We start from the raw sequence: 23,139 nt of genomic DNA, 5'->3' as shown, positions 1-23,139 counted from the left end.
CATCGCAATAAATGACGAGCATATTATTGGATGGCGAAAAAGCTTAGCAGAGGAGAGCTTAGTATGAAAACAAAAGAATTAGTCATTATGGCCCTGTTTGCGGCAATCGGAGCGGTGCTTCATTCCATTATGCCGCCGGTATTATTCGGAATGAAACCCGATATGATGCTTGTGATGATGTTTATGGGTATTCTGTTATTCCCCCGTGTGCAGAACGTGCTGATGATTGGGATTGTAACGGGAATCATTTCCGCACTCACGACATCTTTTCCGGGCGGACAGCTTCCGAATATCATTGAAAAACCGGTAACGGCGTTTCTGTTTCTCGCGCTGGCGCTTTTGGTGAAAAAGAGCGTGAAAACAGCGCCCGCCGCCGTCATTACGATAGCCGGCACCTTCATCTCCGGTTTGCTCTTTTTGGCGCTGGCCCTTCTGATTGTCGGCCTGCCGGGCGGATTCACCGCATTGGTGCTCGCGGTCGTCCTTCCGGCGGCTGCGCTGAATACGATCGCCATTATCATTATGCATCCGATTGTGCAGACGATCTTAAAACGGTCCAATATGATTGAAACGGTGAAATAACCGCATACCGAAACCTCTTCCGGCCGGAAGAGGTTTTTTAATGTGTTTCAGCATGTTTTATACGAGAAGTTTTGTGAAAAAAATAAGGAACAATGCGAGGGCGGTTCCTGCTGAGCAGACGATGGCCTTTTGGCGGACGACCCGCTTCGGCGGATAAGAAGCGGCCTGGCCGAGCAGTTTCAGGTAATAAACGGCGCCCGCCGCAAAGACAAGAGCCATACAAGATAAAACAATCATAAAGACAGACAACCTTCTCCCTCCTTTTCCCTTAAAAAATATGCTAAAATAAAGCAAGCTATGTATAGAAGTTTATTCTTCTGAACAAAAATGATAAAAGTTATGAGAAAAAAAACGGGGTGATTTCAAATGGCTGACGGACGTTCCCTTTTAACAGGCCTTTTCGTAGGCGGATTGATCGGAGGCGCAGCGGTGTTACTCTCGGCTCCTTCATCCGGAAAAGAGCTGCGGGGCAAAATCAAAGCGAATTGCAATTCAATTGAGGACACAATCAAACGGTTAAAAAAAGACGGAATGGCGCTTAAGGACCAGCTTGTCCAAACGGCGAAAGAAAGCGCAGAAGTCATTAAAGACGTAGGCGGAGAGCTTCAGACCAGCATTAAAAGGTGGCAGGAGGAAATCAAACCGCACCAGCAGGATCTCCAGAAGGAAATCGCTGATATTGAAGAGAAAATCAGACAGCTGGAGAAAACCTTACAAAACTAATATCCTATACAACCAAAAAAAGTGCGGACATATTGCGTTCCGCACTTTTTTTTGCGGTTTAAAGCCTTTCCCAGCAATGGATGAAGAATTTATTATAAAATTCTTAAATTTTCATCTTTATTAATCTTTATTTTATTGGCATAATAGAGGAAAAGAAAATGTGAAGCAGGTGATCTGTATTGAATCGTGTTGAACCGCCTTACGATCTAAAAGAAGCTTTAATCTATACCCAAAAAATGGCGCAGCTGTCCAAAGCGCTGTGGAAATCTATCGAGAAAGACTGGCAGAATTGGCTGAAGCCGTACGACCTTAATATTAATGAGCATCATATATTATGGATTGCCTATCAGCTTAAAGGAGCTTCTATTTCAGAAATCGCCAAATTCGGCGTTATGCACGTATCAACTGCATTTAACTTTTCAAAAAAGCTTGAAGAACGGGGATATCTGAAATTTTCCAAGCGGCTGAATGATAAACGGAACACGTACATTCAGTTAACAGAAGAAGGGGAAAATGTATTCGAAAGCCTGCTTGAGGAGTTTGATCCGTCGAGAAACGCTGTGTTTAAAGGCTCACAGCCGATCTACCACTTATTCGGGAAGTTTCCTGAGGTTGAAGAATTAACCTGTGTCATCCGCCACATTTACGGCGAAGATTTTATGGAGATATTCGAGAAATCATTGACAAACATAAACAATGATTTTGATAGTGAAGACGGAAGGCTGAAGAAAAAAACGGACGAATCGGCTGTCCATGAAACGGCTGAAGAGCTGGAACCGATCAACAGTTAATCAAAGTGCTTCATAATCTCAATAAATTCTTCCATCAGCGCTGTATAAAGCCCCTGCTCATAAAGAGCAAAAATCGTTTCATGAACATCTAATTTTTCGTTCAGCTGTCCCGCAAAAAGCGCAAGGAGCTTGTCAAACGTCACAAAGCCTTGCGCTTTTTGCGACTCCAGCTCGTCCTCCAATTCGCGGCAGATCCGCCCGACCTCTTCTCCTTCTTCTTCGGTCAGCCCTTTTTCAATCATCATCGCATAAAAAGGGTACTTATCCATATCCACCGTTTTCACCAGCAATTGTATGTAATATTCTAAACGCCCGATACGCTGATCCATTGAATCCATCCGTTTCACTTCTTTCTATCTTTAATCTTATTTTAGCTGATAATGAATGGAGAAGAAAGGTTAAACCGTACATTTCCATGTTTCACCGAGCTCTTCTGTTCTTCTCTTTCCAGGTTTATTTTTTTCTTTAAAAAAGGATTGATTTTTTCTTCTGAAGAGAGTAAATTATTTTGAGATTGTATTCCATCTTTGTACGGAAGGATGACTCTGATGAATTGCTGGAAAACCATTAATCTGATCAAAGATTATGGTGCGGTTCGTTTATTATTGACTGCTGTAGGTTTTATGATCCTGTTTTTTATATGCAACTTCTTGGCATTCGGGCTGCTGCGTCCGAATATCAGTTTAAGTGACGGGCACGTGTTTGCTTTTTGTGTTCTGCTCGTTGTTACTTTATTTGTACATAAAGTCATACATGTCCTGCCGATGATCTGTAAAAAAAGAAAAAAGGAAATGAAAATGTACTTCTTGCGGATGCCGACATGGAAAGGCATACCGAAAACGACGATGCTGATTTCAACGATCAGCCCGTTTTTATTCATTACGCCGTTATTGTTTTATGCCGGACTGGCATTTCCGAGACACGCTCATTACTTTTATATGATTTCGAGCATCCATGCGGGGTATTGCCTGCCTGATCTTCTGTTTGCCCTGCATCTGGTCAAAGCGCCCAAATCATGTCTGATTGACCAGGAATCCGACGGTTTTGATATTTTAGTAAAAAAAGTGCCGGAGTCTTGATGTCCCGCTGATTTTTCAGGTTACATTCTATCTTTTTTAATAAATATTTGGTAATGTAATATGGGAGCAGTTCAGAGAGAGGGGGAATCTCCCATCATTTTATTCTATTTTATCGTGGCTGCCCTGTTTATTCTTTATTTCATAAACAGGCTCACAAATACATTATGCCTTGTCAGAGAGATTCCTGAAGACCGGCAGGATAAGGTATTCCGTTTTATTAATGTATCTATTTTAATTTTACTGATCTCTTCATTCGTCGAGATCTCCTTTACTGTGTAAACAGGCAAAAAAATATGGCTGACGGAGGTCTGACCCCCGACAGCCATATTTTTTTCTTAATAAAGCCAAGAAGCGCCGATGATGATCAATAAGATGAACAGAACAACCAATAATGCAAAACCGCCTGCAAATACTTCACCCATCTCCAAAAGCACCTCCTACAAAACGTTTTATTTTTCCAATTACATCATATGCAATTTACTTCTGAAACGATTAGGCGCCCGGGTAAGAAAACGGACCGCTTTTAGAAAAAGCGATCCGTTTCGCTTAACAAATGTAAGCTGCACCTACGATGATAAGCAATATGAACAGTACTACGAGCAGTGCGAAACCGTTTGAATATCCTCCGCCCATGGTTCATTACCTCCTTTTCATGATCAATATATTTGTATGTATCAGGAAAAAGTTTGACTAGACGAATGCCCTTTATTTAAAATCTTTTTACAGAAAGCCACAATATGTTATGATACGCATATGCAATTTAATTTGGATGATTAGGAGTGTTTAAAGGAATGAAGAAAATCGCGATAGCAGCTATTACGGCAACGAGCGTCCTGGCTCTCAGCGCTTGCAGCAGCGGCGACAACGACGTGATTGCCAAGACGGATGCCGGAAATGTAACAAAAGGCGAGCTCTACACGAACATGAAAAAAACCGCGGGCGCAAGTGTGCTGACACAGCTCGTACAAGAAAAAGTATTAGCAAAAAAATACAAAGTATCGGATAAAGAAATCGATACCAAGCTGAAAGAGTACAAAACGCAGCTCGGCGATCAGTACAGCGCCCTTAAACAGCAGTACGGCGAAGATTACCTGAAAGATCAGGTGAAGTACGAACTGCTTGCACAAAAAGCGGCGAAAGACAACATCAAAGTGACTGACTCCGATACGAAAGAATATTACGACGGCTTAAAAGGTAAAATCCGCGCGAGCCACATCCTTGTCGCTGACAAAAAGACAGCTGACGAAGTGGAGAAAAAGCTGAAAAAAGGCGAGAAGTTTGAAACGCTTGCGAAAGAATATTCAACTGACAGCTCAAAAGACAACGGCGGCGACCTTGGCTGGTTCGATAAAAAGTCAATGGATGAAACATTCAGCAAAGCTGCATTCGGCCTGAAAGTCGGACAAGTCAGCGATCCGGTCAAAACAAAATTCGGTTATCATATCATCAAAAAGACAGAAGAACGCGGCAAATATGATGACATGAAAAAAGAACTGAAAGAAGAAGTTCTTAAGCAGAAATTAAACGACAACTCAGCTGTACAGGCGGCAATTCAAAAAGTCATGAAAAAAGCTGACGTAAAAGTGGAAGACAAAGACTTAAAAGACACGTTTAACACCTCAACTTCTTCTGAATCTAAATAAAAAAACTGTGCGGGCTCTCGGCGAGCCGCACAGTTTTTTTATGCGATGGAATGATTGGAGTTTTCTTCCGCATCCCCGTTTTCACTTGCGGGCGCCGCCATACGGCGCTCGCGTTCCTGTTCCATCCGTTCAATATACACCCTTCCTTCTTTTTCAATAAACAACTGGTCAAGCTTTTCCTCTTCTTTAGCTGTTGTGAAAAGCTTATAAGCGCTGAAAATAATTCCGATAATGCAAAGGTATACCCACCAAGGAAAAAATAGCACGTCGGTTTCCTCCCTTTTTCGCCCAGAGTCTTTATTCTAAGCTATGCTTGATAAAGACAAGTTATGAGAGCTGAACGTAAAAAAGACCGATCATAGAGAATCGGTCTTTTTTATCTTATTGATGGAAAGTCGGTTTGTAGAAAGAACGGTTTTCAAGCGCAAATACACGCTCTGTGTATTCGCCCGGCTTCACCCGTTCCAGCGCTCTGTCCATCATGATCATTTTTGCATCCAGATTGTCAATGTAGTGAAGAATTTCCGCTTCTTTCACCATCGGCGGTTTCGGGCTTCCCCATTCCGCTTTTCCGTGATGGCTTAAAATCAAATGCTTCAGAATCAGCACTTCTTCAGCGTCAATCTGAAGCTCTTCGGCTGCTTTTGAAAGCTCTGTCACCATGATCGAAATGTGTCCGAGCAGATTCCCTTCCACGGTGTACGTCGTGGAGACGGGGCCTGAAAGCTCTTTTACTTTGCCGAGATCATGCAGAATGACTCCGGCATACAGTAAATCCCGGTCAAGAGACGGATACAGATCGGCAATCGCTTTTGCCAGGTTCAGCATGGACACTACATGATACGCGAGCCCGGAGACGAACTCATGGTGGTTTTTAGCCGCCGCCGGGTAGTCCATAAACTCAGCCGCATATTTCTTGACCAGATGTCTTGTGATCCGCTGGATGTTTGGATTTTTCATTTCAAAAATGTATTGAGTGACGGTTTCCATCATTTCGTTTTTCGGAATCGGCGCCGTTTCCAGAAAATCATCAATGCTGACATTTTCGTTCTCGCCGGCCGGCCGGATGTTTCTCAGCTTAAGCTGGTTTCGTCCGCGATAGTGATGGACATCTCCGATCACCTTCACGATCGTCTGCGCCGCGTACGTTACTTCATCAGTCGGCTTGGCATCCCACAGCTTCGCTTCGATATCTCCCGATTGGTCCTGCAGCATTAACGTCAGGAATGGTTTTCCGTTGCTTGCGATTCCCTTAGTCGAAGATTTAATCAGAAAGTATTGATCGACCTGCTCGCCGACCTCGTGCAGCATAATACCTTTTGCCATTCTATTAAAAGCTCCCTCCATATCTTACATAATACCAGTATAGCACATACCTCTTTTTTGAAAATAAACTCTTTTATGACAGGAGCCGCATGACTTGTCCGCTGTGAAAAGACCGGCTGACATGCTCATGGCAGGTGAAATAAAGTATCTGCCGCCCGCCTTCTGAAAGCTGATTCAGCACATCAAACAGCCGCTGCAGCCGCTGCCTGTCAAAATGGACAAAACTGTCATCAAGTAAAAACGGCAGTGATACCGCAGATTCCCTCTCTGACGCAAGCGCAAAACGAATCGCCGCATAAAGCTGCTCGCATGCCGCCTGTGACAGTTCGCCTGCAGAAAACACCGTTCCGTCTTTCCGCATAACCATAATGGAATCATCAGCCTCGGAAAAATACAATTTGTGATAGCGTCCGTCCGTAAGCGGTCCGTATAATGCACCGGCGGTTTCTAACAGACGGGGAAGCGTCACTTTTTTATGCCGCTCCATTTTTTCCCTGATAATGTGTCTGACCGTCTGTAATGCGGCCCACTCTTTAGCGGTTTTTTTCACGCGCTCCTTCTGCATTTCTGTCTGCTGTTTTAAATCGGATACAAGCCCCGAGGACTCCAGCTGCTCTTGCTTCACCGTTAATAAAGCGGTTTGCTCACGGAGCTTGGCGCTTTTTTCCTCAAGCGTTTTTTTCTCTGTTTCCTTCTGAACGACTGTATGTTCAAGTTCGGACACTGTGCGGCTCATGTACGGCTCCAGCTGTTTTCCGCCTATGCCGGACAAGTGCGTTTTGATTTCGCGCAGCTGCCGCTCTGTTTCCCGGCGGCTTTCAGTCAGCCTGGCGAGTTCACAAAAGTGTTCGCGGTTTTTTGCGCCTGCCGCCATGAAAAGCTGTTTGACCTGCTGTTCGTAGTAATGAACTTCTTCATTTAATTCACGCATTTGCTCTTGTGCATGCAGCAGATCCGTTTCGAGCGCCTGCTTTCGTTTTGCTTCCTCACGGGCCCGTTCCGCCTGCGCCAGCAAAACGTGCAGTCTTTCTTTTACGGACAGCTCCCTTCCGTCTGAAGGACTCAGCTTTTTGACCCGGTCCTCAAATGCTCTTTGCAGCTTTTGCAGCCTGCCCGCTTCAATGGTCAGCTCATGCTTGTTAAGGATTTCTTTTTTGACATCTTTCATTACATGATATGCGTCAAGAAGATGGGAAGGACTTCCTGAAAACCCCAGTTCATTCATAAAAAGTTCCGCCTGTTTTTCAGACGGCGCCATTTCGGCCTCCCATTCTTCATATAGGCGGATGACTCTTTCATATGCCGCTTCTTTCTGTTCAAGCACGGCTTGATCCGCAATCAGCTGCTGCCGGTGCCGGCCGTCACGCCAAAGCTCTTCCTGCAGAAGATCAGCCGCTTCTTTAGAGATCGCCGGCTTCTTTTTCTTGTGTCCGGGCCCTCCTCTTTCTGACGGCAGCGGTTTTTGCATGCCGGACAGCATATACAGCAGCAGAGCACCGGTAAAAAGGGCGGCGGGCAGCCATTCCTTTAACATAGCGAAAATCGCAATGAACAGAATGCCCGCACCGAGAAAGAGCTTTTTTTGTTTGGCGCGCTGTTTTTCCAGATGCTGAACATGTGCCTGCCATTCGTTTCCTTCTGTATCAGCCATTTGCTTATATGATTGTAAAGCGGCTTCTTTTTCTTTCCTGACAGCGGGGTCCAAAATGTTTTCCGCCGTCACGGCATGTTTTCGTTCGGCTTCTTCCAGCTCCAGCCGCGCTTGTTCGAAAATCGCATCAAGCTGTGTCTTTCTTTCTCTTGCCTGTCCGGCGCTCTGCACGGCTTCCTGCAGCCGCCATTCATATTCATAATCGGTGTTCAGTGAAAGAATGCCGTCCTCCTCATGTCTTCCGAGCTGCTGCAATCCTGACGAAACGCGGGCAGATGTCTGCCGGATCTGTGATTGGATGGCTGCAAGCTGTTCGCCGCGCGATTCATACATATGCTGCTCGCCGGAAAGCTCCTGCAGCTGCCGCTCTTTTTGCAGCAAGTCCTCATTTGGAGCGCGCAGATCAGCCTGCCGCCTGAGTTCAGCCGCTTTTGCCCGAAGCCCCTCAAGACGGGCCGCTTTCGGATGGAGATGCGATTCGTATTTTTCAAGCTGATGCATTCCGTCCTTCGGGAATTGCTTCAATGCTCCCGGATAAGAAGAAAGTTCGCTTTCCAAGGCTGTTTTTTTGTCTGCGAGCGGCTTTGCTTCTATCGCCGATTTTACTGTTTTGATTTCTTCAGTTATGTCTTTCAATCGTGCTTCGGCATCCTGCAAACGGCCGCCGGCGCTTTTTTTCTCTTCCAGAAGGCTGTGATAGCCCGCTTCCGCAGCTTCCGCCTGTTTCAGCTGGGCGCTGAGCCGCTTTAATGTATCCAACTCCTGATTTAAGCGGGGGTTCCGCCCGTTCGGCTTATACATCCTGTCAAGTTCTTTTCCCAGCCGCCCGTCAAGCTTTGCCGCCGCTTCCGACCCGAATAAGCTCGAATACAGGAGAAACTCGCCGATTTTGTCCCGGTTAAAAGCTTGAATCTCCTGCAGTCCGAATACATCGAACGAATAGATCGCTTCGTACAGCGCCCGGTCTGTATCGGAGAGAAGCTGTTTGAGCCATTCTCCGTCCTTGATTTCGCCTGAAGCCGTATACACTCTGACTTTTTCGGCAGCGCCTTTTGTCCGTTCGATTTTGACAGCGCCGTGATCGCCATGCTTCAATTCCACAGTACCGCCGTAAACCCCGCCGTTTTTCGGTTCGTATTTTTTTGATTTCGGAAAACCGAACAGCACGCTTTTGATAAAGGACATCAATGTCGTTTTGCCCGCTTCATTTAACCCGTAGATCACTTGCACGGGAGAATCTGACAGCTGAAAACTTCGGTCGGAAAATTTTCCGTATTGGTAAATATGCATCGCCGTTATTTTCATCGCTGAAGCTCCTTCATCTGGCGTCTTAAAACGGCTTGAGCCTGCCGCTTAATATCCAGTATCTCTTCATCTGTAAATGAAGCCATCTGACGCCGGTATACGGGATGACGCTCAAGGGCTTCAAACACACCGCTCATGTCCGCGCATTGTTCTATGTCCTGAAGGAGCCCTTTAAAAAACGGATCGGGCGGCACGGTGTCTGTTTGATCCGTCCGATCCTCAAGCGCAAGCGGCCAGACGAAACATTCCTCTTCGGCCTCTTCCTCCTGTAAAGCGGAAAGAAGCTCCTCCGCGATGCCTGCGGGCGCCTCCGTCCAAAATCGGGGCGCTGCGCCGCGAAGCACCAGCCTGACACATGCCGGGCGGCCCGCCGCGCGCAAGCCGGAGAATGTATCCGATGCGGTTTTCAGAAGTGAAGTCATATGTTCAGCTCCGGAGATATCAAGATCAATCTCCTCCCATAACACATCATGCGCTTCTTTGAATTCCCAAGACATCTCACCGTTTGCCGCCCGGACGAGATAATATCCCTTAGGTCCGGTTTCTTTTAAATGCCGGGCTTGAATATTCCCGGGGTAAATGGCGGCGGGATGCTGGGCGGACAGAACCTGCCGTTTATGAATGTGTCCGAGCGCCCAGTAATCCATGCCGCTTTTTTCAAGGTCTTCTTTCGTAAACGGGCAGTACGGGTCATGCCCTTCCGCTCCTGATAACATGCCGTGGAGCATGCCGATATGATAAGGCGCGCCGGTCATTTTCCGGTAACGGGCCGCCTGATTGACCGTTACGCTTCTTTCCTGATAGCTGCATCCGTATATGCTTGCCGCAAGCTCTCCGTTTTTAAAGAAAGATTTTTCCTCCGGTGTATCCGAGGTGAATGTATGTACATTTTCAGGCCATTCAATCGGCGTCCACTTACCGCCCAAATGATCATGGTTGCCGAATATAACGAACACTTGGATATCCGCTTCCTGTAATCTCGTAAACTGTTTTCTCAAAAACAGCTGGGCTTTTAAACTTCTGTTGGCTTCGTCAAACAGATCCCCCGAAAGCAGCACGAAATCTGCCTGCTCCCGGAGTGCCCCGTCCATCAGTCGGCGGACGCTGTGAAATGTGCTTTCTTTAATACGCGCATATACCGGTTCAGGCAGATTCGAAATGCCGTAAAACGGGCTGTCCAGATGCAGGTCAGCGGCATGAATAAACGTCAGATCAGCCATCTCGCCCTCCCCTTTCTGCAAATTGAATTACCCTTATTTTAGCACCGTTTTTATACGAATGCACGTTCTGTAAAATAAAAAAACAGCCCGGCTGTTCCGGGCTGTTTCACTTATTTTTTGGAGATGCGCAGCGCTTGTTTGATCGCTTTGAATCCGCTGGCGTTTCCGTAAATCAAAACGCCGCCTTTGTAAATTTTCGCGCCGACCGCCGCAAAGATCACGATAGTGAGCAGTGTCAGGGCGATTCCGGCCGCAGCCTGCCAAAACGGGATATCGAGCATCCCGACGCGTAAAAACATAATCATCGGCGTAAAAAACGGAATGTAAGATGTAACGGTAATAAAACCGGCGTCAGGATTGCCGATGCCGAACATGGCGATCATAAAACCTGCCACGACTAAAAAAACCATCGGCTGAATCGTCTGCTGTACGTCCTCTATCCGGCTGACAACACTGCCGAGAAACGCGGCAAGCGTCGCGTAAAGAAAATAGCCGAGCAAATAGAAAATGACGGCATAGACTATCGTCGAGACGGGAACATCCTTAAAATTGAGAAATGCACTGATCGGCGACGACGCATCATTTTGAGGGTTCAGCTTCAGTGAGAGATAACCAGCCGCAATCAGCACCGCAAACTGTGTGATCCCCACGAGCGCGATACCGAACAGTTTGGCAAACATCTGCTGAATCGGCGGCATGCTTGAAATTAAAATTTCCATGACGCGGGACGATTTTTCCGTCGCCACTTCCATCGCAATCATGCTTGCGTACATGATAACTGAGAAGTAGATGACAAACAGCATGATGTATACAAGCCCCATTACCTGACCGAGCTCTTCCTCAGATTTCGCCCCTTTTTCCAGCGCGTCTTTGCTGACTTCCGGCGGAGTGTAGAGGCTGCTGACTTTTTCTGCCGAAATGCCGAGCTTGGCGGTTTCAACAGCGGTTTTTGTCTGGGTTAAAGCCTGCTTGAGCAGTTTATACGCTGATTCATCGGAAATGGTCAGCGCCTTGTATGCTCCTGTTATCGTTCCTTTTTGATCTTGTCTGATGATAAACAGTCCGTCCCATTCACCGTCTTTGACACGCTTTACGGCATCTTTTTCGGACTCCTTCGTCTCCATTGCCTGCAGATCATTGTCTGTATCCGCCGCTTTAAGCTGTTTTGCAAACGCCGGGTACAGCCCGCCCGTTTCATCAATCACCGCGATTTGCTGCTTGCCGTCATCCGATTGAAACACGGATATAATCGATTGCAGGTTGGTCACCGCTAATACTAATAAAACGGTAATGGCGGTCGAAATAATGAATGACTTTGTCGCGATTTTGTTTTTATATGTATGAAACAGCATAATCCAAAATTTATTCATATACGGCCCCCACCTTTTCTATAAAAATATCATGCAGTGACGGCTCTTCCAATTCGAACTTCCGTATAAAACCTTTCCCTTGCAGCGCCCGGAAAATATCCTGAGAAACCGGTTCATTCGCGACCTGCAGTCTGATTCCGTCATTTGTTTCCTTCCATTTCACGACGCCTTCATGCGTTTTTAAAAAGCTGAGGTCATCATCTGAATGAACGGTGACATTTTTTTTGCCGAAAGACCGCTTAATGTCTTTCAGATTGCCTTGAACGACGGGTTTTCCCTTCTGGAGAATGCACAAATTCTCGCAAAGTTCTTCCACATGCTCCATTCGGTGGCTTGAAAAAACGATGGAAACGCCGCTGTTTTTCAAAGAAATAACCGCTTCTTTCAGCAGCTCGACATTCACCGGATCAAGACCGCTGAAAGGTTCATCGAGAATCAGCAGTTCAGGCTTATGCAGGACGGCCGAAATGAACTGGATTTTCTGCTGGTTTCCTTTCGACAGCTCTTCGACTTTCTTATTCTTGTAATCTGTAATGCCGAACCGCTCGAGCCATGTCATGAGCTCTTTTTCCGCCTCTTTTTTGCCCATTCCTTTTAATCTCGCCAAATAGACAAGCTGGTCACTCACCTTCACTTTCGGATACAGCCCCCGCTCTTCCGGGAGATAGCCGATTTTTTCACTGATGGAATAATTGACCGGCTGCCCTTTCCAGGTGATATGCCCGTCAGTCAGGCTTAAAAGACCTAAAATCATCCGAAAGGTCGTCGTTTTTCCCGCGCCGTTTGCGCCGAGCAGCCCAAACATTTCCCTTTCAGGTATTTGCAGGTTCAAATTGTCAACAGCGGTAAAGCTGCCGAATGTTTTCGTTACGTTTTCAATTGTAAGCACGAATCCAACTCCTTCCTTGACCCATTATATACTAATAATGGGTAAAAATTAATGGAGGATTTTAAATTCTTTATCAGAATATCATTCTATAAAGGGGGTGACATGATGGGACAATATGTATTGACCGCATTCCATGCGTCGGGAGAAACGCTGCTGAATGAACGGATCGAAGCGGATAATGAGGCGGAGGCGAAGGCCGCCGGAGAGGCTTTATTAAAGGAAAAAAAGCTTGAGAACAGTACTCATCGCTTGGTAAATGAAGCCGGAAAGCTGATTTTATTCCACAGATAACAGAAGCTTTCCGGCTTCTGTATTTTACCGGTTAAATTGCGGCGTCCGTTTTTCTAAAAAGGCGCGGATGCCCTCTTTATGATCATCCGTTTTTCTCATATTTTCCTGGGCCTTTCGTTCAAGAGACAAAACATCTTTTAACCGGCTGATATGGAGGCTCTGATAAATAGCCTTCGTTTCAATCATCGCTGACAGCGGCGCATGCAGCAATCGGTCGATATACGGTTGTGCCCCCTCCGCAGGGCCGCCGCTGAACAGCTCGTCGGCAAGCTTGAGCCGCACCGCTTTTTCAGCAGGCAATTTTTCACCGCTCCAAATCAGTTTTTTCGCTTCGATCTCACCGACGCGTCTCATTAATAAATAATGGCCTCCTCCATCGGGAACCAATCCGATGCCGATGAAATTCATCGCGAGGCGGGCGTTTTCTTCAGCGAGCACCACATCGGCGCACAGCGCGAAACTCAGCCCGAGCCCCGCCGCAGCTCCGTGGATGGCGGCTATCACAATTTTTTTCATATCATAGAGCGTCAGTGTAATGGATTCGATCATTTTCATGAGCCGTTCATATTCTCCTGAATCATGATCAGACGTCATCATCTGGATATCACCGCCCGCGGAAAATCCCCGGCCTTCCCCCCGCAAAAGGACGATAAGCGCCTCACTGTCGGCTGCCATCACGCATGCGTTTTCCAATTCCCGGAGCATTTGTTCATTCAGCGCGTTGTAACTGTCAGGCCGGTTCAGCACAATCTCCGCGATCTTTCCCTTTTCTTCATAACGAATATACTTCATGTTTACATCCCCCTTGAATCCGCTTACATATTTTGTTCAAATGATATATTCCTTCCGCCGAAGCGAAATTCCTTTATTTTTCAAGGTCAATAGATACCGAAAAATGCATATCATTTGAAACTGAACATACATTTTTATATAGTGAAATTGATATACAAAACAAAAGGGGGGGAAAAACGCCGATAATGAAATATGTGATACTCAGCTTGTTACTGAGCTTTTTTATGGTGCTGTTCCCCCCTTCGGATGTCGCTCTTCCTTCCCAATTGGTGACAGAAACAGACAGCCATGTACAAATTTCGGTTTACCCGCAGGAAACGGATTCGGCAAAGACGCCGGTTCACACCAAAACCGCTCCGCAAGGCCTGTCAAAAGGATACGGTGCGTTATCCCGGATGATCTCCCTGTTATCTGTCAAACCTCTTGATCAATTCATTGATTCCACAATGGAAAGGACATGCGCCATTCCGATACAATACCAGTCAAATTACCTCCGGCATCAGACCATTTCTCATTGCCAATCTGTATTTACGGTGTAAAAACAGTATATTCCGGAGGGATTTTTTATGAATATTAAAGAAAACGATCTGCCCGGTATCGGGAAAAAATTCGAAATCGAAACGAGAAATCATGAAAAAATGACGATCATCATTCATGATGACGGCAGGCGGGAAATTTACAGATTTGATGACCGCGACCCTGATGAGCTTCTGGCAAGCATTTCACTTGATGATGCGGAAGCAAGACAGATTGCCGCGATTATCGGCGGGATGGTGTACAAACCGCAGGCGCTTGAATCGATTGAAATGGCGTTCAACGATCTGATTATCGAATGGTTTAAAGTTGAAAAAGGGGCAAAAGCGGCAGGGCGGACGCTCGGCGAACTGGATGTGCGTCAGAACTATGACGTGACGGTCATCGCCATCATTAAGCATAACCAGAAAAAGCTTTTAAACCCGGGCGCTGATTCGCTCCTTGAAGCAAACGATACACTCGTCCTCTCAGGTGAAAGAAAGCATCTGAAAAAGCTGATCCAAGACTTCCTCTCCAGAGACGGAGTGTGATCTGTTTATGGACCATCTCGTATTTGAAGTCGGTACGGCGTTAGTTCTTGTAGCCATTGCGAGTGTCATCGCCAATAAAATTAAATTCTCGATCATCCCCTTCCTGATCATTTTAGGAATGCTTGTCGGGCCGCACGCGCCCCAAGCGGGCATCATTGACCTGACGTTTATCGAAAGCCGGGAAGTGATTGAATTTTTCGGACGGATGGGCGTCCTGTTCCTCCTCTTTTACCTCGGGCTTGAATTCTCGGTCGGAAAATTAGTCAAATCCGGACGTTCAATCGCCGCCGGCGGAACGATTTATATTCTGATTAATTTCAGTTTAGGGCTGATATACGGCTTTATCACGGGCTTTTCCTTTTTGGAAGTGCTTGTATTGGCGGGCGTCATCACGATATCATCAAGCGCCATTGTCGCAAAGGTGCTTGTCGACTTAAAGCGCACGGCCAATCCGGAAACGGAGCTGATTCTCGGCATCATTATGTTTGAGGATATCTTTCTGGCGGTTTACTTATCCGTCGTTTCCGGGCTTGTTCTGGGAGACGCGACGTCTGTCGGAGGCGCGCTGATGTCAATCGTGATCGCTTTCGGATATATGCTGCTGTTTTTCATTGCCGCTCGAAAATTGCCGCCTCTGCTGAACAAGCTGCTTGATATCCGTTCAAACGAGGTATTTGTCATCGTCATTTTCGCCGCGCTCTTTTTCATTGCCGGCTTTTCCGAAACGATTCATGTCGCTGAAGCGATCGGCGCGCTCTTGCTCGGACTCGTGTTTTCGGAGACGGCCCATTCTGACAGGATTGAGCATCTTGTCGTGCCGTTCCGTGACTTTTTCGGGGCCATGTTTTTCTTCAGCTTCGGTCTGAGCATTGATCCGTTTTCACTCGGAGATGCGGTATGGCTTGCCCTCGGCGCCGTTCTGCTGACGATTGCCGGAAACTTTATCGCCGGCATGATCGCCGGGCGCCGGGCGGGGCTTTCTCATAAAGCATCGTCTAATATCGGGCTGACCATTGTGTCACGCGGCGAATTCTCCATTATCGTCGCAAATCTCGGCATCGCCGGCGGCCTGTCCGCTTCACTTAAACCTTTCGCCGCCTTATATGTTTTGATACTGGCCATCTTCGGCCCTTTGCTCACGAAAGAATCGAAGCGGATATATCTCCTGTTGAACAGCGTGTTCAAATGGAAGACGCCTGAAAAGAAGCCGCAGAAATCATAAAAAAAAGCTGACCTCTTCATAAGGGGTCAGTTTTTTTGAGCGGGAAGAAATTGCTGAAAAGCCGTTTTTTTATTAATGGAGAAATGCTCTTTTCCCAGAATGGTATTGATGATTTTTTGGTTTCTATAAACAGACAGCTTCAAATTCGTAGCGCCCGTTCCGTGAGCATGATCAAGATTCGTTAATGTGAAAAAATGATGCCGCCTGTCGTCCTTAAAGACAAGACGGGAATCGGCCGTCACTTTAAAGCGTTTCTCATCCTCCCATTCGATATCGGGGACAATTGCCGTAAACCATTCCGGAATATGAGGTTTAAAGCCGGTCGCCAAAATCACTTTTTCTGAATCGGCCGTAAAGGTTTCATCCATCTGCCATTGATGAAAGCTCAGTACGCAGCGCCCGTTTTGCTTTTCAATTTTTTTAAGCTCCGCCATCGGCTGAATATATACGTCAGGCGAACCTCCGCTGATCGATCTGTGATACAGGGCATCGTAAATGGCGGCAAGTGTGTCAGAATCAATGCCGTGGCGCAGTCCGTCCAGCTCAGGGAGCGTGTTCAGCCGTTCTTTAAAAGGCAGGCGGTTAAAATATTCCACATAATCAGGTGTAAACATTTCCTGTCCGAGCTTGGCGGTTTCCAATTCTCGGAATCCGGCGGAGCGTGTCACCCATTGCAGCCGGCTGCGGCGGTATTGTTCATCGTGCAATAAGTCAGAAAAGATCTCCGCGGCGCTCTGTCCGGAGCCGACCACTGTAATTGATTCGGCGCCGGCGAGCTCGTCTTTCCGAAACAAATATTCCGTGCTGACCATCGTGTCCTGACGCGCTTCGTCAGCAATCTCTGCGGGAATAAGCGGTTCAGCCCCCGTTCCCATGACGAAATGCTTCGTTTGATAGACACTGATGCTTCCGTCCTCAATGTTCTTGACGCTGACGTCATAATGTCCGCCGGCATTTTTCACGCCGATTACCTCTGAGCCGAAACGGCATGATTTGATTTCTGAAGCCGCCCAGCTCAAATAGTCGTTAAATTCCCGTCTCGGAATATCAAATTCATTAAACGTATAAAACCGGTACAGCCGGTCATGTTCATGGAGAAAGTTTAAAAACGTGTAGCGGCTTTTCGGATCGGCGAGCGTGACCAAGTCCGCCAGAAACGCCACCTGTAAATCCGTCCCTTTAATTAATAGGCCCGGATGCCACGCAAATTCTTTCTTTTTATCGAAAAAAAGAGCGTCTGTTCCGGGTATATCCTCTAACAATGCGGCAAGCCCTAAATTAAACGGCCCGATTCCCGCTCCTATGACATCATACATATTATGCACCTCTTGCGAATAACAGTCTGATGGTCTTTTCCCGTTTTTGCAGACGGTTAAACATAAAAAAACGGCACGCTGATTCCGTGCCGTTTTTGATATTATAATGCAGATTTGACGAACATCTCATCTAAGTATTTGATTTTCTCTTCTGTATAATGCTCGAATCGGTCATTATATGATTTCGGATCTTTCGGATTGGCGAAGTGCGTGATTTTTCCGGTTTCCGGATGAATGAATTTGCTTGCCGCGCCGCAGCCGATACCGATAATCGTCTGCACTTCTTCCATAATCATAATGTTGTAGATGCTTTCCTGACCAGGGAAGGAGTAGCCGACATTTTCAAGGTTTCCGAGAATGTTTTTCTGCCGGTACAAGTAGTACGGCGTATAGCCGTGCTCTTTTGTCCAGCGGACGGCGTCATCCATCATGCGGGACACTTCCTGTCTGTCGGCAACTTTATACTTATGCTTGTTTCTCGTCATTTCTGACGCCCGTTTAAAAGAAAGCGTATGAACGGTCAAAGATTCAGGCATCAGCTTTTCCGTTTCCTCAAGACTGTGCCTGAACTCAGCCGTCCCTTCTCCCGGCAGGCCGATGATCAGGTCCATGTTGATGTTATTCATGCCGTGTTTGCGGGAAAGATGGTATTTTTCGATGGTTTCTTCAACTGTATGATGTCTGCCGATGGCCTTAAGCGTTTCGTTTTCATAAGATTGCGGGTTGATGCTGATTCTGTCAATCTTATACTTATTTAATACGGCCAGCTTTTCCTCCGTAATCGTGTCGGGACGGCCCGCTTCAACGGTAATCTCCCTGATATTCGCGACATCCGGGAAAGAGCGGACCATTTCTTCATATAAAAGATCCATTTCCTCAGCGGTAATGCTTGTCGGCGTGCCGCCGCCGAAATAAATGGTCGTCACTTTGATATCATGCCGCTTCAGCCATTCTCCGATTTTCTGCATTTCATAGTGAAGCCCCCATAAAAAGGAGCCGACTCTTCCCGCCTGTCCTTGAATGGCATAAGCCGGAAACGTGCAGTAGGCGCATTTTGTCGGGCAGAACGGGATGCCGATATATATGCTGACTTCATCTTTGACCCGGTACAGATCGGGAACCGCAGCGAGCTGGCGGTCGACGATCTCCTGCATCAGCTTGATTTTTTCATCATGGATCAGATAATCTTTTTTCAGATCGGCGTGCGCCTCTTCTTTTGTCAGGCCGCTCTGCAGCTTTTTATGAAGAAGTTTAGTAGGCCTGATGCCGGTTAAGATTCCCCATTTTTGTGTCATGCCCGTATGCGATTGAAGAAGATTTAAGTAGACGTACGACAGCGTGTTTTTCACCTGTTTAAATACTTCTTTTTCGCTCCATCCGGCAAGAAGCGGTTTCGTATGATGTTCCTTTTCGCCGGTTCCTTTGATTTCTCCAGATACCGACACGCTGTCTGCATCTTGAGAAATGGCAAGTGAGATGACGAGATCAGAGGGTTCCTCCGTTTCGCCGTACGCAAGAACACACTCTTCAAAAAATAAATTCGCGATGTTTTGCAGCGGACGATGCAGCCTGTCATCCGTGATGCCGTCTATTTTTATTTGCAATGTGATCACCTTATTTTTCAGATTCAAAACTTTCTTTAGTGTACAGAAAGAACAGGCTAAAATCAATCCGCGAAAAAGCCGCAGACCGGCGTTTCGCGTCTGCGGCTCTTGATTACGGCCGTTTCATATGGAACTTATCGAGAAAGCCTTTGCGGTGCTGCATGCGGAAATATTCCTTAATCATATAGGCGACTCCTTGTTCATCATTTGACCTTGTCACCCAGTCCGCTTTTCTTTTTAATTCATTTGAGGCATTCCCCATCGCGACGCCGAGACCGGCCAGCTCGATCATCGGCAGATCATCTTCCTGATGGCCGATAGCTACAACCTCTTCCATTGAAAGCCCGAGTTCAGCGGCGACCATCGAAAGTCCGCTTTCTTTTGAAACCCCTTTAGGCACGATGTTCAGTTTTTCTCCGTTGACGCGGATCACATCGACGGCCGGGAATGCTTTCATTATCGTATCCGTTATATCAGCCTGCAGGCCATCTTCGGCATGCACTTCAATGACGGGCGCTGAAACCGGCTCATCAAGGAGCAGGTCACTTAATGATTCGACAAACTGCACCGGATAAAAAATCGGGTCAGACGGATGAATCATCGTTTTCCCGACCAGATTGGAGTTCACTTTCTTCTTGTTTCCGATCGAATATTTTTCGTGAAGAAGCCGGATATTGCATGGATAGCTTTCCAGCACCTGAACGATATTAAACGTATGATCTTCTGATATTTTCTTTTCAAAAAACGGCTCATCTATTTTTTCAGAAATGTATGCGCCGCTGTGGGTAATCAATTTCGCATTCAGCTTTAATATTTTCGCCACTTTTTGAGCGGAGCGAAAATGGCGGTTTGTGACCAGTGTGACGTAAATTCCTTTTTTCTTGACGTATTCGATGGCATCCTTTGTCGTCTGATGAAGTTTGCCGTTGGAGCGAAGAAGCGCTCCGTCTATATTTAACGCCAGCATTTGTTTTGACACAGAGAAGTCCCCCTCCTTGATGACTGTACTTGTCATTAGGATATGACCCTGTCTCTTTGTTTAGAACAACCTTTTCTCCGCAGCAAAAAAGCCTGCCTCAAGCAGACTTTGAACTGTCGTTTTGTTGGGATACGATCGATTTGCTGCCTTCTCCCCAATGTGTATTTCTATTTACGAAATATATCAGGAACCCCTTATTTGACCGTTGATGCGCTCGTTTCACTTACTCTCTGTTGCTACCCCTTAACATACCAGGCAGTATAGGCGACCGTATCCTTAGATCATCTGTAAGTGTAGGCGCTTTCAGAGTTATTATCTCAATTATATTGTTAAAAAACAAGGGTTTTTTTAACTAAAAAAATCAGAGGAAATATCTATGCTGAATGTATGATAAAGTTGCAAGGGAACATACATTCTCATATAATAAAAGAAAAAAAGCGGTGACTGTCATGTCTCTATTAAAAGATATTTATAACGAAGAATTTGCAGAAGCACTTCTGAACAGAATCAAATCGGCGTATCCGGCTTTTGAGCGGGACAAGTGCCGGGCGCTGATGTTTCAGGAAGATTGGCCCGGACTGACGTTAAAACAGCGGATGCGCCGGATCACAGACTCTTTATATGAAACACTGCCGAAGGATTACATACGGGCGCTTGACGTCTTATATGAGACAGCTCCCCACTTCTCAGGGCTCGCCGGGATTATTTTTCCCGATTATGTCCAACAGTACGGAACGGATCACTGGGACGAATCAATGAAGGCGCTTCAGTATTTCACTCGTTTTTCCACTTCCGAATTTGCGGTCCGCCCGTATATCAGGCTTGACCGGGAGCGGATGTTCAAAGAGTTCCTTTCCTGGACGGAGCATCCGGACGAACATGTCAGAAGGCTTGCCAGCGAGGGCTCAAGACCGCGCCTGCCGTGGGGAATCTCCATTCCGGCTCTTCTTGACGATCCTTCCCCGATTCTCCCTGTTCTGGACCGCTTGATGCAGGATGACTCGCTATATGTCAGAAAAAGCGTGGCGAATAACCTGAATGACATCTCCAAAACACATCCGGATTTTCTGGCACAGATCGCAGCCGAGCGGTTCGGAAGCTGTCCGCATACGGACTGGATTTTGAAGCACGCCTGCAGGACACTGTTAAAAAGAGGAGACAAACAGGCGCTTGCGATTTTCGGGTTTGAAGACGCCTCCCGGATTTCATTGGAACGTTTTACACTGAATTCGGAAACGGCCGCCATCGGAACAAGCATACATTTTTCTTTTCAGATCCGCTCATCCGCCCGGCAAAAAGTCAGGGTTGAATACGCGATTGATTTTGTAAAGAAAAGGGGGCACCGCAGCCGCAAGGTGTTTAAGATGTCGGAGTCCGCCATGGATAACGGAGACGTAAAAGCCTTCAGCAAACATCATTCCCTTAAAGATTTAACCACCCGCAAGCATTATCGGGGAATTCACACTCTGTCTGTCATCATTAACGGAACGGTAAAAGGTTCGCTTGATTTTTCTGTTGAATAAAAAAAACCCCTCCATTTCATAGATGGAGGGGTGTGGAGCTTATTGCGGGCTGCCGTAAAGCTCTTCAAGAGGTTTCATAATGATTTTGTTTAACTCGCCGATCAGCATGCTCATGCGCTGTTCCGCTTCCATCAGCTGAGAAATCAATTCATGCTGCTGTACGAGAGCCACCGTTTTTTGTGCCTGCTCTACCTCTTCCTGAGTGATTTCTTCACCTGACATCTGTTTCTGCTGCAGCTGCAGCTGTACATTGCGGAAGTTATCAAACATGCGTTTTGCGGATTCATCTGCGTTTACTTGATCATAAAGCCCTCTCAGACGGCTGTATTCATCACTGTTTCGCAAAGCTTTTTCAAGATCATATGCTGCATCATAAAAATGAACTGCCATAGTAACCGCTCCTTTCTTCCTTTCGGACATACCACTCCACTATAACAGACTGCGGAGCGACTTTCATCATCGGCGTATGTTTTCCTTAGAAAAGAATGACAAACAAAGCCTGAATTGCTCCGATAATCCCGCCGAGCAGACCGCCTAAATACGTTATCATCTTAAATTCTCTCTTGGAAATCGACAGCACCATTTCCTCCAGCCGTTCAACGGGAAACTGATCAACCTGCTCTTTGACCACTTCCTCAAGACGCAGCCGTTTCAGCACATCCTCCAAATGAGCGGCAATACTGCCGAGTGCCGCATCAAGCAGCTTCGGCGCGTACGTTCCCGTAATCTCCCCTTCATAACGGGAGATGATGTCACCGAGCCGGCATTCGAAAAAGGGCGCGGTTTGAAGTGCGGCCAAAGCCCGCTTTTTCATGCTGAACAGCAGATCTTTCGCATTCCACTTTTCATCGGCCTCATAAAGTGTATAAGATTTGAGCTTGCCCCATTCTTGAGAAAGCAGATCAGCCAGAAGCTTTTTCGTTTCCTCATTGCGCAAAAACTTTAACAGCTCAGGCAGCACACGGTCTGCCAAGCTTGAATTGCCGAGGAACATCTGCACCATGCTGCCGAGCATCCCCCGGGAATTCAAAAAGTCGTCAATCATATTTCCGAGCCTGTCTTTCCCTTCTTCGCTCTCAAAATAATCAATGCTCCGCTTCAGAATATAATCTGCGGCCAGCGGGACTTTTTCATCCAGCTTTTCCTGAAGCTCATCAGGAAGCCAGTCTTTTATGGCGCGGTGCTCATATTTCCGGTACAGTTCCGAAAGCTTTTCATCGGTAAAACGGTCAATCCAGGCATCCGTCTTTTCCTGCGGATTCCGGATGCCCGCGGCGGCCAAAGCTTCGTGCACCGTCATCTCGGAAGCGGCCATTTTTTGCGTGAATTGTTCGGCGAAAAGAAGCGCCTGGTTTTTAACGGTATCTGATAAAAGCCGCTTTTTTATTCCTTCCGGGGTTAAAAGGTGGTTCGTCACCATGAGCCCCATTTGTTTTGCCAATTCATCCCGTCTTTTCGGGATCAGCCCCGGCGTAAACGGAACCCGTTTTCCGAACAGGTAATACGGCCGGTACGGACGAAATAACATCTGAATGGCAAGATGATTCGTCACCGCGCCGATCGCGGCTCCGATCACAATCATAAATAGAAACGTTCCTGCTATGCCCATTCCTTTTCTTCTGCCTCCATCTTATGTTCTATTTTCTTGATGATATATCTATTCGTATTATAGAGGCTGGCGTGCATGCGGGCAAATGAAGAACCTGAATTGTTGTTTGTGAGGAATAAGGCAAGATGCTGTTTCGTACTCTTTACAGTAGATCATCTTT

Annotated in this window: 27 protein-coding genes; 11 read left to right on the top strand and 16 right to left on the bottom strand. The window is 46.7% G+C overall.

Annotation, left to right across the window (positions count from 1 at the left end):
- Positions 1–63: 63 nt before the first annotated feature.
- Positions 64–582 carry a tryptophan transporter gene (locus JNUCC21_RS05120; RefSeq protein WP_007409222.1) on the top strand — a complete coding sequence of 173 codons (519 nt, stop codon included), beginning with the start codon at positions 64–66 and terminating at the stop codon, positions 580–582.
- 57 nt (positions 583–639) lie between these two features.
- Here JNUCC21_RS05120 and JNUCC21_RS05115 read toward each other — a convergent pair whose 3' ends face one another.
- On the bottom strand, positions 640–831 hold the full coding sequence (locus JNUCC21_RS05115; protein WP_007409223.1) for a hypothetical protein: 192 nt from the start codon (positions 829–831) through the stop codon (positions 640–642).
- Positions 832–948: 117 nt separating this feature from the next.
- On the opposite strand from JNUCC21_RS05115, the gene JNUCC21_RS05110 reads away from it, so the two are divergent.
- Together JNUCC21_RS05110 and JNUCC21_RS05105 are read left to right on the top strand one after the other, a co-directional pair.
- A complete protein-coding gene (locus tag JNUCC21_RS05110; RefSeq protein WP_007409224.1) occupies positions 949–1,305 on the top strand; it encodes a YtxH domain-containing protein in 357 nt (118 codons plus the stop codon).
- Between the two features lie 179 nt (positions 1,306–1,484).
- A complete protein-coding gene (locus JNUCC21_RS05105) occupies positions 1,485–2,096 on the top strand; it encodes an HTH-type transcriptional regulator Hpr (protein WP_003155240.1) in 612 nt (203 codons plus the stop codon).
- Here the strand turns inward: JNUCC21_RS05105 and JNUCC21_RS05100 are convergent.
- The gene (locus JNUCC21_RS05100; RefSeq protein WP_003155243.1) at positions 2,093–2,434 is read right to left on the bottom strand and encodes a YhaI family protein; all 342 of its coding nucleotides are present in this window, start codon (positions 2,432–2,434) and stop codon (positions 2,093–2,095) included. The two genes, JNUCC21_RS05105 and JNUCC21_RS05100, sit on opposite strands and share 4 nt — an antisense overlap.
- A 210-nt stretch (positions 2,435–2,644) precedes the next feature.
- Here JNUCC21_RS05100 and JNUCC21_RS05095 point away from each other — a divergent pair, with 210 nt between their 5' ends.
- Complete coding sequence (locus tag JNUCC21_RS05095; RefSeq protein WP_007409225.1) at positions 2,645–3,175, top strand: DUF3267 domain-containing protein; 531 nt, start codon at positions 2,645–2,647, stop codon at positions 3,173–3,175.
- 60 nt (positions 3,176–3,235) lie between these two features.
- Positions 3,236–3,454, top strand: a complete 219-nt coding sequence (locus JNUCC21_RS05090) for a hypothetical protein (protein ID WP_003155245.1) — start codon at positions 3,236–3,238, stop codon at positions 3,452–3,454.
- Positions 3,455–3,510: 56 nt separating this feature from the next.
- Here the strand turns inward: JNUCC21_RS05090 and yhzE2 are convergent, their stop codons facing one another.
- Together yhzE2 and yhzE1 are read right to left on the bottom strand one after the other, a co-directional pair.
- On the bottom strand, positions 3,511–3,597 hold the full coding sequence (yhzE2, locus tag JNUCC21_RS05085; protein WP_003155248.1) for a sporulation protein YhzE2: 87 nt from the start codon (positions 3,595–3,597) through the stop codon (positions 3,511–3,513).
- A 124-nt stretch (positions 3,598–3,721) separates the two neighbouring features.
- Positions 3,722–3,808, bottom strand: a complete 87-nt coding sequence (yhzE1, locus tag JNUCC21_RS05080) for a sporulation protein YhzE1 (RefSeq protein ID WP_017417375.1) — start codon at positions 3,806–3,808, stop codon at positions 3,722–3,724.
- Between the two features lie 158 nt (positions 3,809–3,966).
- Here yhzE1 and JNUCC21_RS05075 point away from each other — a divergent pair, with 158 nt between their 5' ends.
- Positions 3,967–4,818, top strand: coding sequence for a peptidylprolyl isomerase (locus JNUCC21_RS05075; RefSeq protein ID WP_015239508.1), 852 nt, complete (start codon positions 3,967–3,969; stop codon positions 4,816–4,818).
- Positions 4,819–4,856: 38 nt separating this feature from the next.
- Here JNUCC21_RS05075 and JNUCC21_RS05070 read toward each other — a convergent pair whose 3' ends face one another.
- The 6 genes from JNUCC21_RS05070 to JNUCC21_RS05045 all read right to left on the bottom strand — a co-directional run bounded on the left by JNUCC21_RS05070 (position 4,857) and on the right by JNUCC21_RS05045 (position 12,579).
- Positions 4,857–5,084 carry a sporulation YhaL family protein gene (locus tag JNUCC21_RS05070; RefSeq protein WP_369878654.1) on the bottom strand — a complete coding sequence of 76 codons (228 nt, stop codon included), beginning with the start codon at positions 5,082–5,084 and terminating at the stop codon, positions 4,857–4,859.
- A 115-nt stretch (positions 5,085–5,199) separates the two neighbouring features.
- Positions 5,200–6,144: a 3'-5' exoribonuclease YhaM gene (gene yhaM, locus JNUCC21_RS05065; protein WP_003155251.1), complete on the bottom strand. Its 945-nt coding sequence runs from the start codon at positions 6,142–6,144 to the stop codon at positions 5,200–5,202.
- Between the two features lie 73 nt (positions 6,145–6,217).
- Positions 6,218–9,100 (bottom strand): AAA family ATPase, encoded by a 2,883-nt coding sequence (locus JNUCC21_RS05060; RefSeq protein WP_369878653.1) that lies wholly within the window; start codon positions 9,098–9,100, stop codon positions 6,218–6,220.
- On the bottom strand, positions 9,097–10,320 hold the full coding sequence (locus JNUCC21_RS05055) for a DNA repair exonuclease (protein WP_039062821.1): 1,224 nt from the start codon (positions 10,318–10,320) through the stop codon (positions 9,097–9,099). Before JNUCC21_RS05055 ends, JNUCC21_RS05060 begins: the two co-directional genes overlap by 4 nt.
- Before the next feature lie 110 nt (positions 10,321–10,430).
- Positions 10,431–11,690, bottom strand: coding sequence for an ABC transporter permease (locus tag JNUCC21_RS05050; protein ID WP_025284501.1), 1,260 nt, complete (start codon positions 11,688–11,690; stop codon positions 10,431–10,433).
- Positions 11,683–12,579 carry an ABC transporter ATP-binding protein gene (locus tag JNUCC21_RS05045; RefSeq protein ID WP_007409231.1) on the bottom strand — a complete coding sequence of 299 codons (897 nt, stop codon included), beginning with the start codon at positions 12,577–12,579 and terminating at the stop codon, positions 11,683–11,685. The genes JNUCC21_RS05050 and JNUCC21_RS05045 overlap by 8 nt, the downstream gene beginning before the upstream one ends.
- 105 nt (positions 12,580–12,684) lie before the next feature.
- On the opposite strand from JNUCC21_RS05045, the gene JNUCC21_RS05040 reads away from it, so the two are divergent.
- Positions 12,685–12,870, top strand: a complete 186-nt coding sequence (locus JNUCC21_RS05040) for a YhzD family protein (protein WP_015239502.1) — start codon at positions 12,685–12,687, stop codon at positions 12,868–12,870.
- Positions 12,871–12,894: 24 nt separating this feature from the next.
- Here JNUCC21_RS05040 and JNUCC21_RS05035 read toward each other — a convergent pair whose 3' ends face one another.
- Entirely contained in the window at positions 12,895–13,662 is a 768-nt protein-coding gene (locus JNUCC21_RS05035) for an enoyl-CoA hydratase (protein WP_085341861.1), read from the bottom strand.
- Positions 13,663–13,847: 185 nt separating this feature from the next.
- On the opposite strand from JNUCC21_RS05035, the gene JNUCC21_RS05030 reads away from it, so the two are divergent.
- From JNUCC21_RS05030 to JNUCC21_RS05020, 3 genes are read left to right on the top strand one after another with little or no spacing between them, the layout of a single operon-like run.
- On the top strand, positions 13,848–14,201 hold the full coding sequence (locus JNUCC21_RS05030) for a hypothetical protein (RefSeq protein ID WP_012117201.1): 354 nt from the start codon (positions 13,848–13,850) through the stop codon (positions 14,199–14,201).
- 27 nt (positions 14,202–14,228) lie between these two features.
- Entirely contained in the window at positions 14,229–14,726 is a 498-nt protein-coding gene (locus tag JNUCC21_RS05025; RefSeq protein ID WP_012117200.1) for a cation:proton antiporter regulatory subunit, read from the top strand.
- Positions 14,727–14,733: 7 nt separating this feature from the next.
- Positions 14,734–15,948, top strand: coding sequence for a cation:proton antiporter (locus JNUCC21_RS05020; protein WP_003155266.1), 1,215 nt, complete (start codon positions 14,734–14,736; stop codon positions 15,946–15,948).
- 26 nt (positions 15,949–15,974) lie between these two features.
- Here the strand turns inward: JNUCC21_RS05020 and JNUCC21_RS05015 are convergent, their stop codons facing one another.
- The 3 genes from JNUCC21_RS05015 to JNUCC21_RS05005 all read right to left on the bottom strand — a co-directional run bounded on the left by JNUCC21_RS05015 (position 15,975) and on the right by JNUCC21_RS05005 (position 19,847).
- The gene (locus JNUCC21_RS05015; protein WP_369878651.1) at positions 15,975–17,264 is read right to left on the bottom strand and encodes a lysine N(6)-hydroxylase/L-ornithine N(5)-oxygenase family protein; all 1,290 of its coding nucleotides are present in this window, start codon (positions 17,262–17,264) and stop codon (positions 15,975–15,977) included.
- A gap of 101 nt (positions 17,265–17,365) precedes the next feature.
- Positions 17,366–18,868 (bottom strand): coproporphyrinogen III oxidase, encoded by a 1,503-nt coding sequence (locus tag JNUCC21_RS05010; protein WP_059366848.1) that lies wholly within the window; start codon positions 18,866–18,868, stop codon positions 17,366–17,368.
- A 112-nt stretch (positions 18,869–18,980) separates the two neighbouring features.
- Positions 18,981–19,847 carry a Cof-type HAD-IIB family hydrolase gene (locus JNUCC21_RS05005; protein ID WP_012117197.1) on the bottom strand — a complete coding sequence of 289 codons (867 nt, stop codon included), beginning with the start codon at positions 19,845–19,847 and terminating at the stop codon, positions 18,981–18,983.
- Between the two features lie 383 nt (positions 19,848–20,230).
- On the opposite strand from JNUCC21_RS05005, the gene JNUCC21_RS05000 reads away from it, so the two are divergent.
- Positions 20,231–21,370 carry a DNA alkylation repair protein gene (locus tag JNUCC21_RS05000; RefSeq protein ID WP_369878649.1) on the top strand — a complete coding sequence of 380 codons (1,140 nt, stop codon included), beginning with the start codon at positions 20,231–20,233 and terminating at the stop codon, positions 21,368–21,370.
- A gap of 39 nt (positions 21,371–21,409) precedes the next feature.
- Here JNUCC21_RS05000 and JNUCC21_RS04995 read toward each other — a convergent pair whose 3' ends face one another.
- Together JNUCC21_RS04995 and JNUCC21_RS04990 are read right to left on the bottom strand one after the other, a co-directional pair.
- Positions 21,410–21,760 (bottom strand): YlbF family regulator, encoded by a 351-nt coding sequence (locus JNUCC21_RS04995; protein WP_007409239.1) that lies wholly within the window; start codon positions 21,758–21,760, stop codon positions 21,410–21,412.
- An 85-nt stretch (positions 21,761–21,845) separates the two neighbouring features.
- Positions 21,846–22,979: a DUF445 domain-containing protein gene (locus JNUCC21_RS04990; protein WP_025284496.1), complete on the bottom strand. Its 1,134-nt coding sequence runs from the start codon at positions 22,977–22,979 to the stop codon at positions 21,846–21,848.
- Positions 22,980–23,139: the final 160 nt, after the last annotated feature.

Source organism: Bacillus sp. JNUCC-21 (assembly GCF_041222765.1).
GTDB classification, from domain to species: domain Bacteria; phylum Bacillota; class Bacilli; order Bacillales; family Bacillaceae; genus Bacillus; species Bacillus velezensis.
Note: the sequence above shows the minus strand (reverse complement) of the source record. Positions and strands in the feature narration are given on the sequence as shown.

What these genes read in the sequence shown, in the direction of transcription:
- JNUCC21_RS05120 (WP_007409222.1), top strand. Translation starts at nt 64, where the DNA reads ATGAAAACAAAAGAATTAGTCATTATGGCCCTGTTTGCGGCAATCGGA.
- JNUCC21_RS05110 (WP_007409224.1), top strand. Translation starts at nt 949, where the DNA reads ATGGCTGACGGACGTTCCCTTTTAACAGGCCTTTTCGTAGGCGGATTG.
- JNUCC21_RS05100 (WP_003155243.1), bottom strand. Translation starts at nt 2,434, where the DNA reads ATGGATTCAATGGATCAGCGTATCGGGCGTTTAGAATATTACATACAA.
- JNUCC21_RS05095 (WP_007409225.1), top strand. Translation starts at nt 2,645, where the DNA reads ATGAATTGCTGGAAAACCATTAATCTGATCAAAGATTATGGTGCGGTT.
- JNUCC21_RS05090 (WP_003155245.1), top strand. Translation starts at nt 3,236, where the DNA reads ATGGGAGCAGTTCAGAGAGAGGGGGAATCTCCCATCATTTTATTCTAT.
- yhzE2 (WP_003155248.1), bottom strand. Translation starts at nt 3,597, where the DNA reads ATGGGTGAAGTATTTGCAGGCGGTTTTGCATTATTGGTTGTTCTGTTC.
- yhzE1 (WP_017417375.1), bottom strand. Translation starts at nt 3,808, where the DNA reads ATGGGCGGAGGATATTCAAACGGTTTCGCACTGCTCGTAGTACTGTTC.
- JNUCC21_RS05075 (WP_015239508.1), top strand. Translation starts at nt 3,967, where the DNA reads ATGAAGAAAATCGCGATAGCAGCTATTACGGCAACGAGCGTCCTGGCT.
- yhaM (WP_003155251.1), bottom strand. Translation starts at nt 6,144, where the DNA reads ATGGCAAAAGGTATTATGCTGCACGAGGTCGGCGAGCAGGTCGATCAA.
- JNUCC21_RS05060 (WP_369878653.1), bottom strand. Translation starts at nt 9,100, where the DNA reads ATGAAAATAACGGCGATGCATATTTACCAATACGGAAAATTTTCCGAC.
- JNUCC21_RS05055 (WP_039062821.1), bottom strand. Translation starts at nt 10,320, where the DNA reads ATGGCTGATCTGACGTTTATTCATGCCGCTGACCTGCATCTGGACAGC.
- JNUCC21_RS05050 (WP_025284501.1), bottom strand. Translation starts at nt 11,690, where the DNA reads ATGAATAAATTTTGGATTATGCTGTTTCATACATATAAAAACAAAATC.
- JNUCC21_RS05040 (WP_015239502.1), top strand. Translation starts at nt 12,685, where the DNA reads ATGGGACAATATGTATTGACCGCATTCCATGCGTCGGGAGAAACGCTG.
- JNUCC21_RS05035 (WP_085341861.1), bottom strand. Translation starts at nt 13,662, where the DNA reads ATGAAGTATATTCGTTATGAAGAAAAGGGAAAGATCGCGGAGATTGTG.
- JNUCC21_RS05030 (WP_012117201.1), top strand. Translation starts at nt 13,848, where the DNA reads ATGAAATATGTGATACTCAGCTTGTTACTGAGCTTTTTTATGGTGCTG.
- JNUCC21_RS05025 (WP_012117200.1), top strand. Translation starts at nt 14,229, where the DNA reads ATGAATATTAAAGAAAACGATCTGCCCGGTATCGGGAAAAAATTCGAA.
- JNUCC21_RS05020 (WP_003155266.1), top strand. Translation starts at nt 14,734, where the DNA reads ATGGACCATCTCGTATTTGAAGTCGGTACGGCGTTAGTTCTTGTAGCC.
- JNUCC21_RS05015 (WP_369878651.1), bottom strand. Translation starts at nt 17,264, where the DNA reads ATGTATGATGTCATAGGAGCGGGAATCGGGCCGTTTAATTTAGGGCTT.
- JNUCC21_RS05000 (WP_369878649.1), top strand. Translation starts at nt 20,231, where the DNA reads ATGTATGATAAAGTTGCAAGGGAACATACATTCTCATATAATAAAAGA.
- JNUCC21_RS04995 (WP_007409239.1), bottom strand. Translation starts at nt 21,760, where the DNA reads ATGGCAGTTCATTTTTATGATGCAGCATATGATCTTGAAAAAGCTTTG.
- JNUCC21_RS04990 (WP_025284496.1), bottom strand. Translation starts at nt 22,979, where the DNA reads ATGGGCATAGCAGGAACGTTTCTATTTATGATTGTGATCGGAGCCGCG.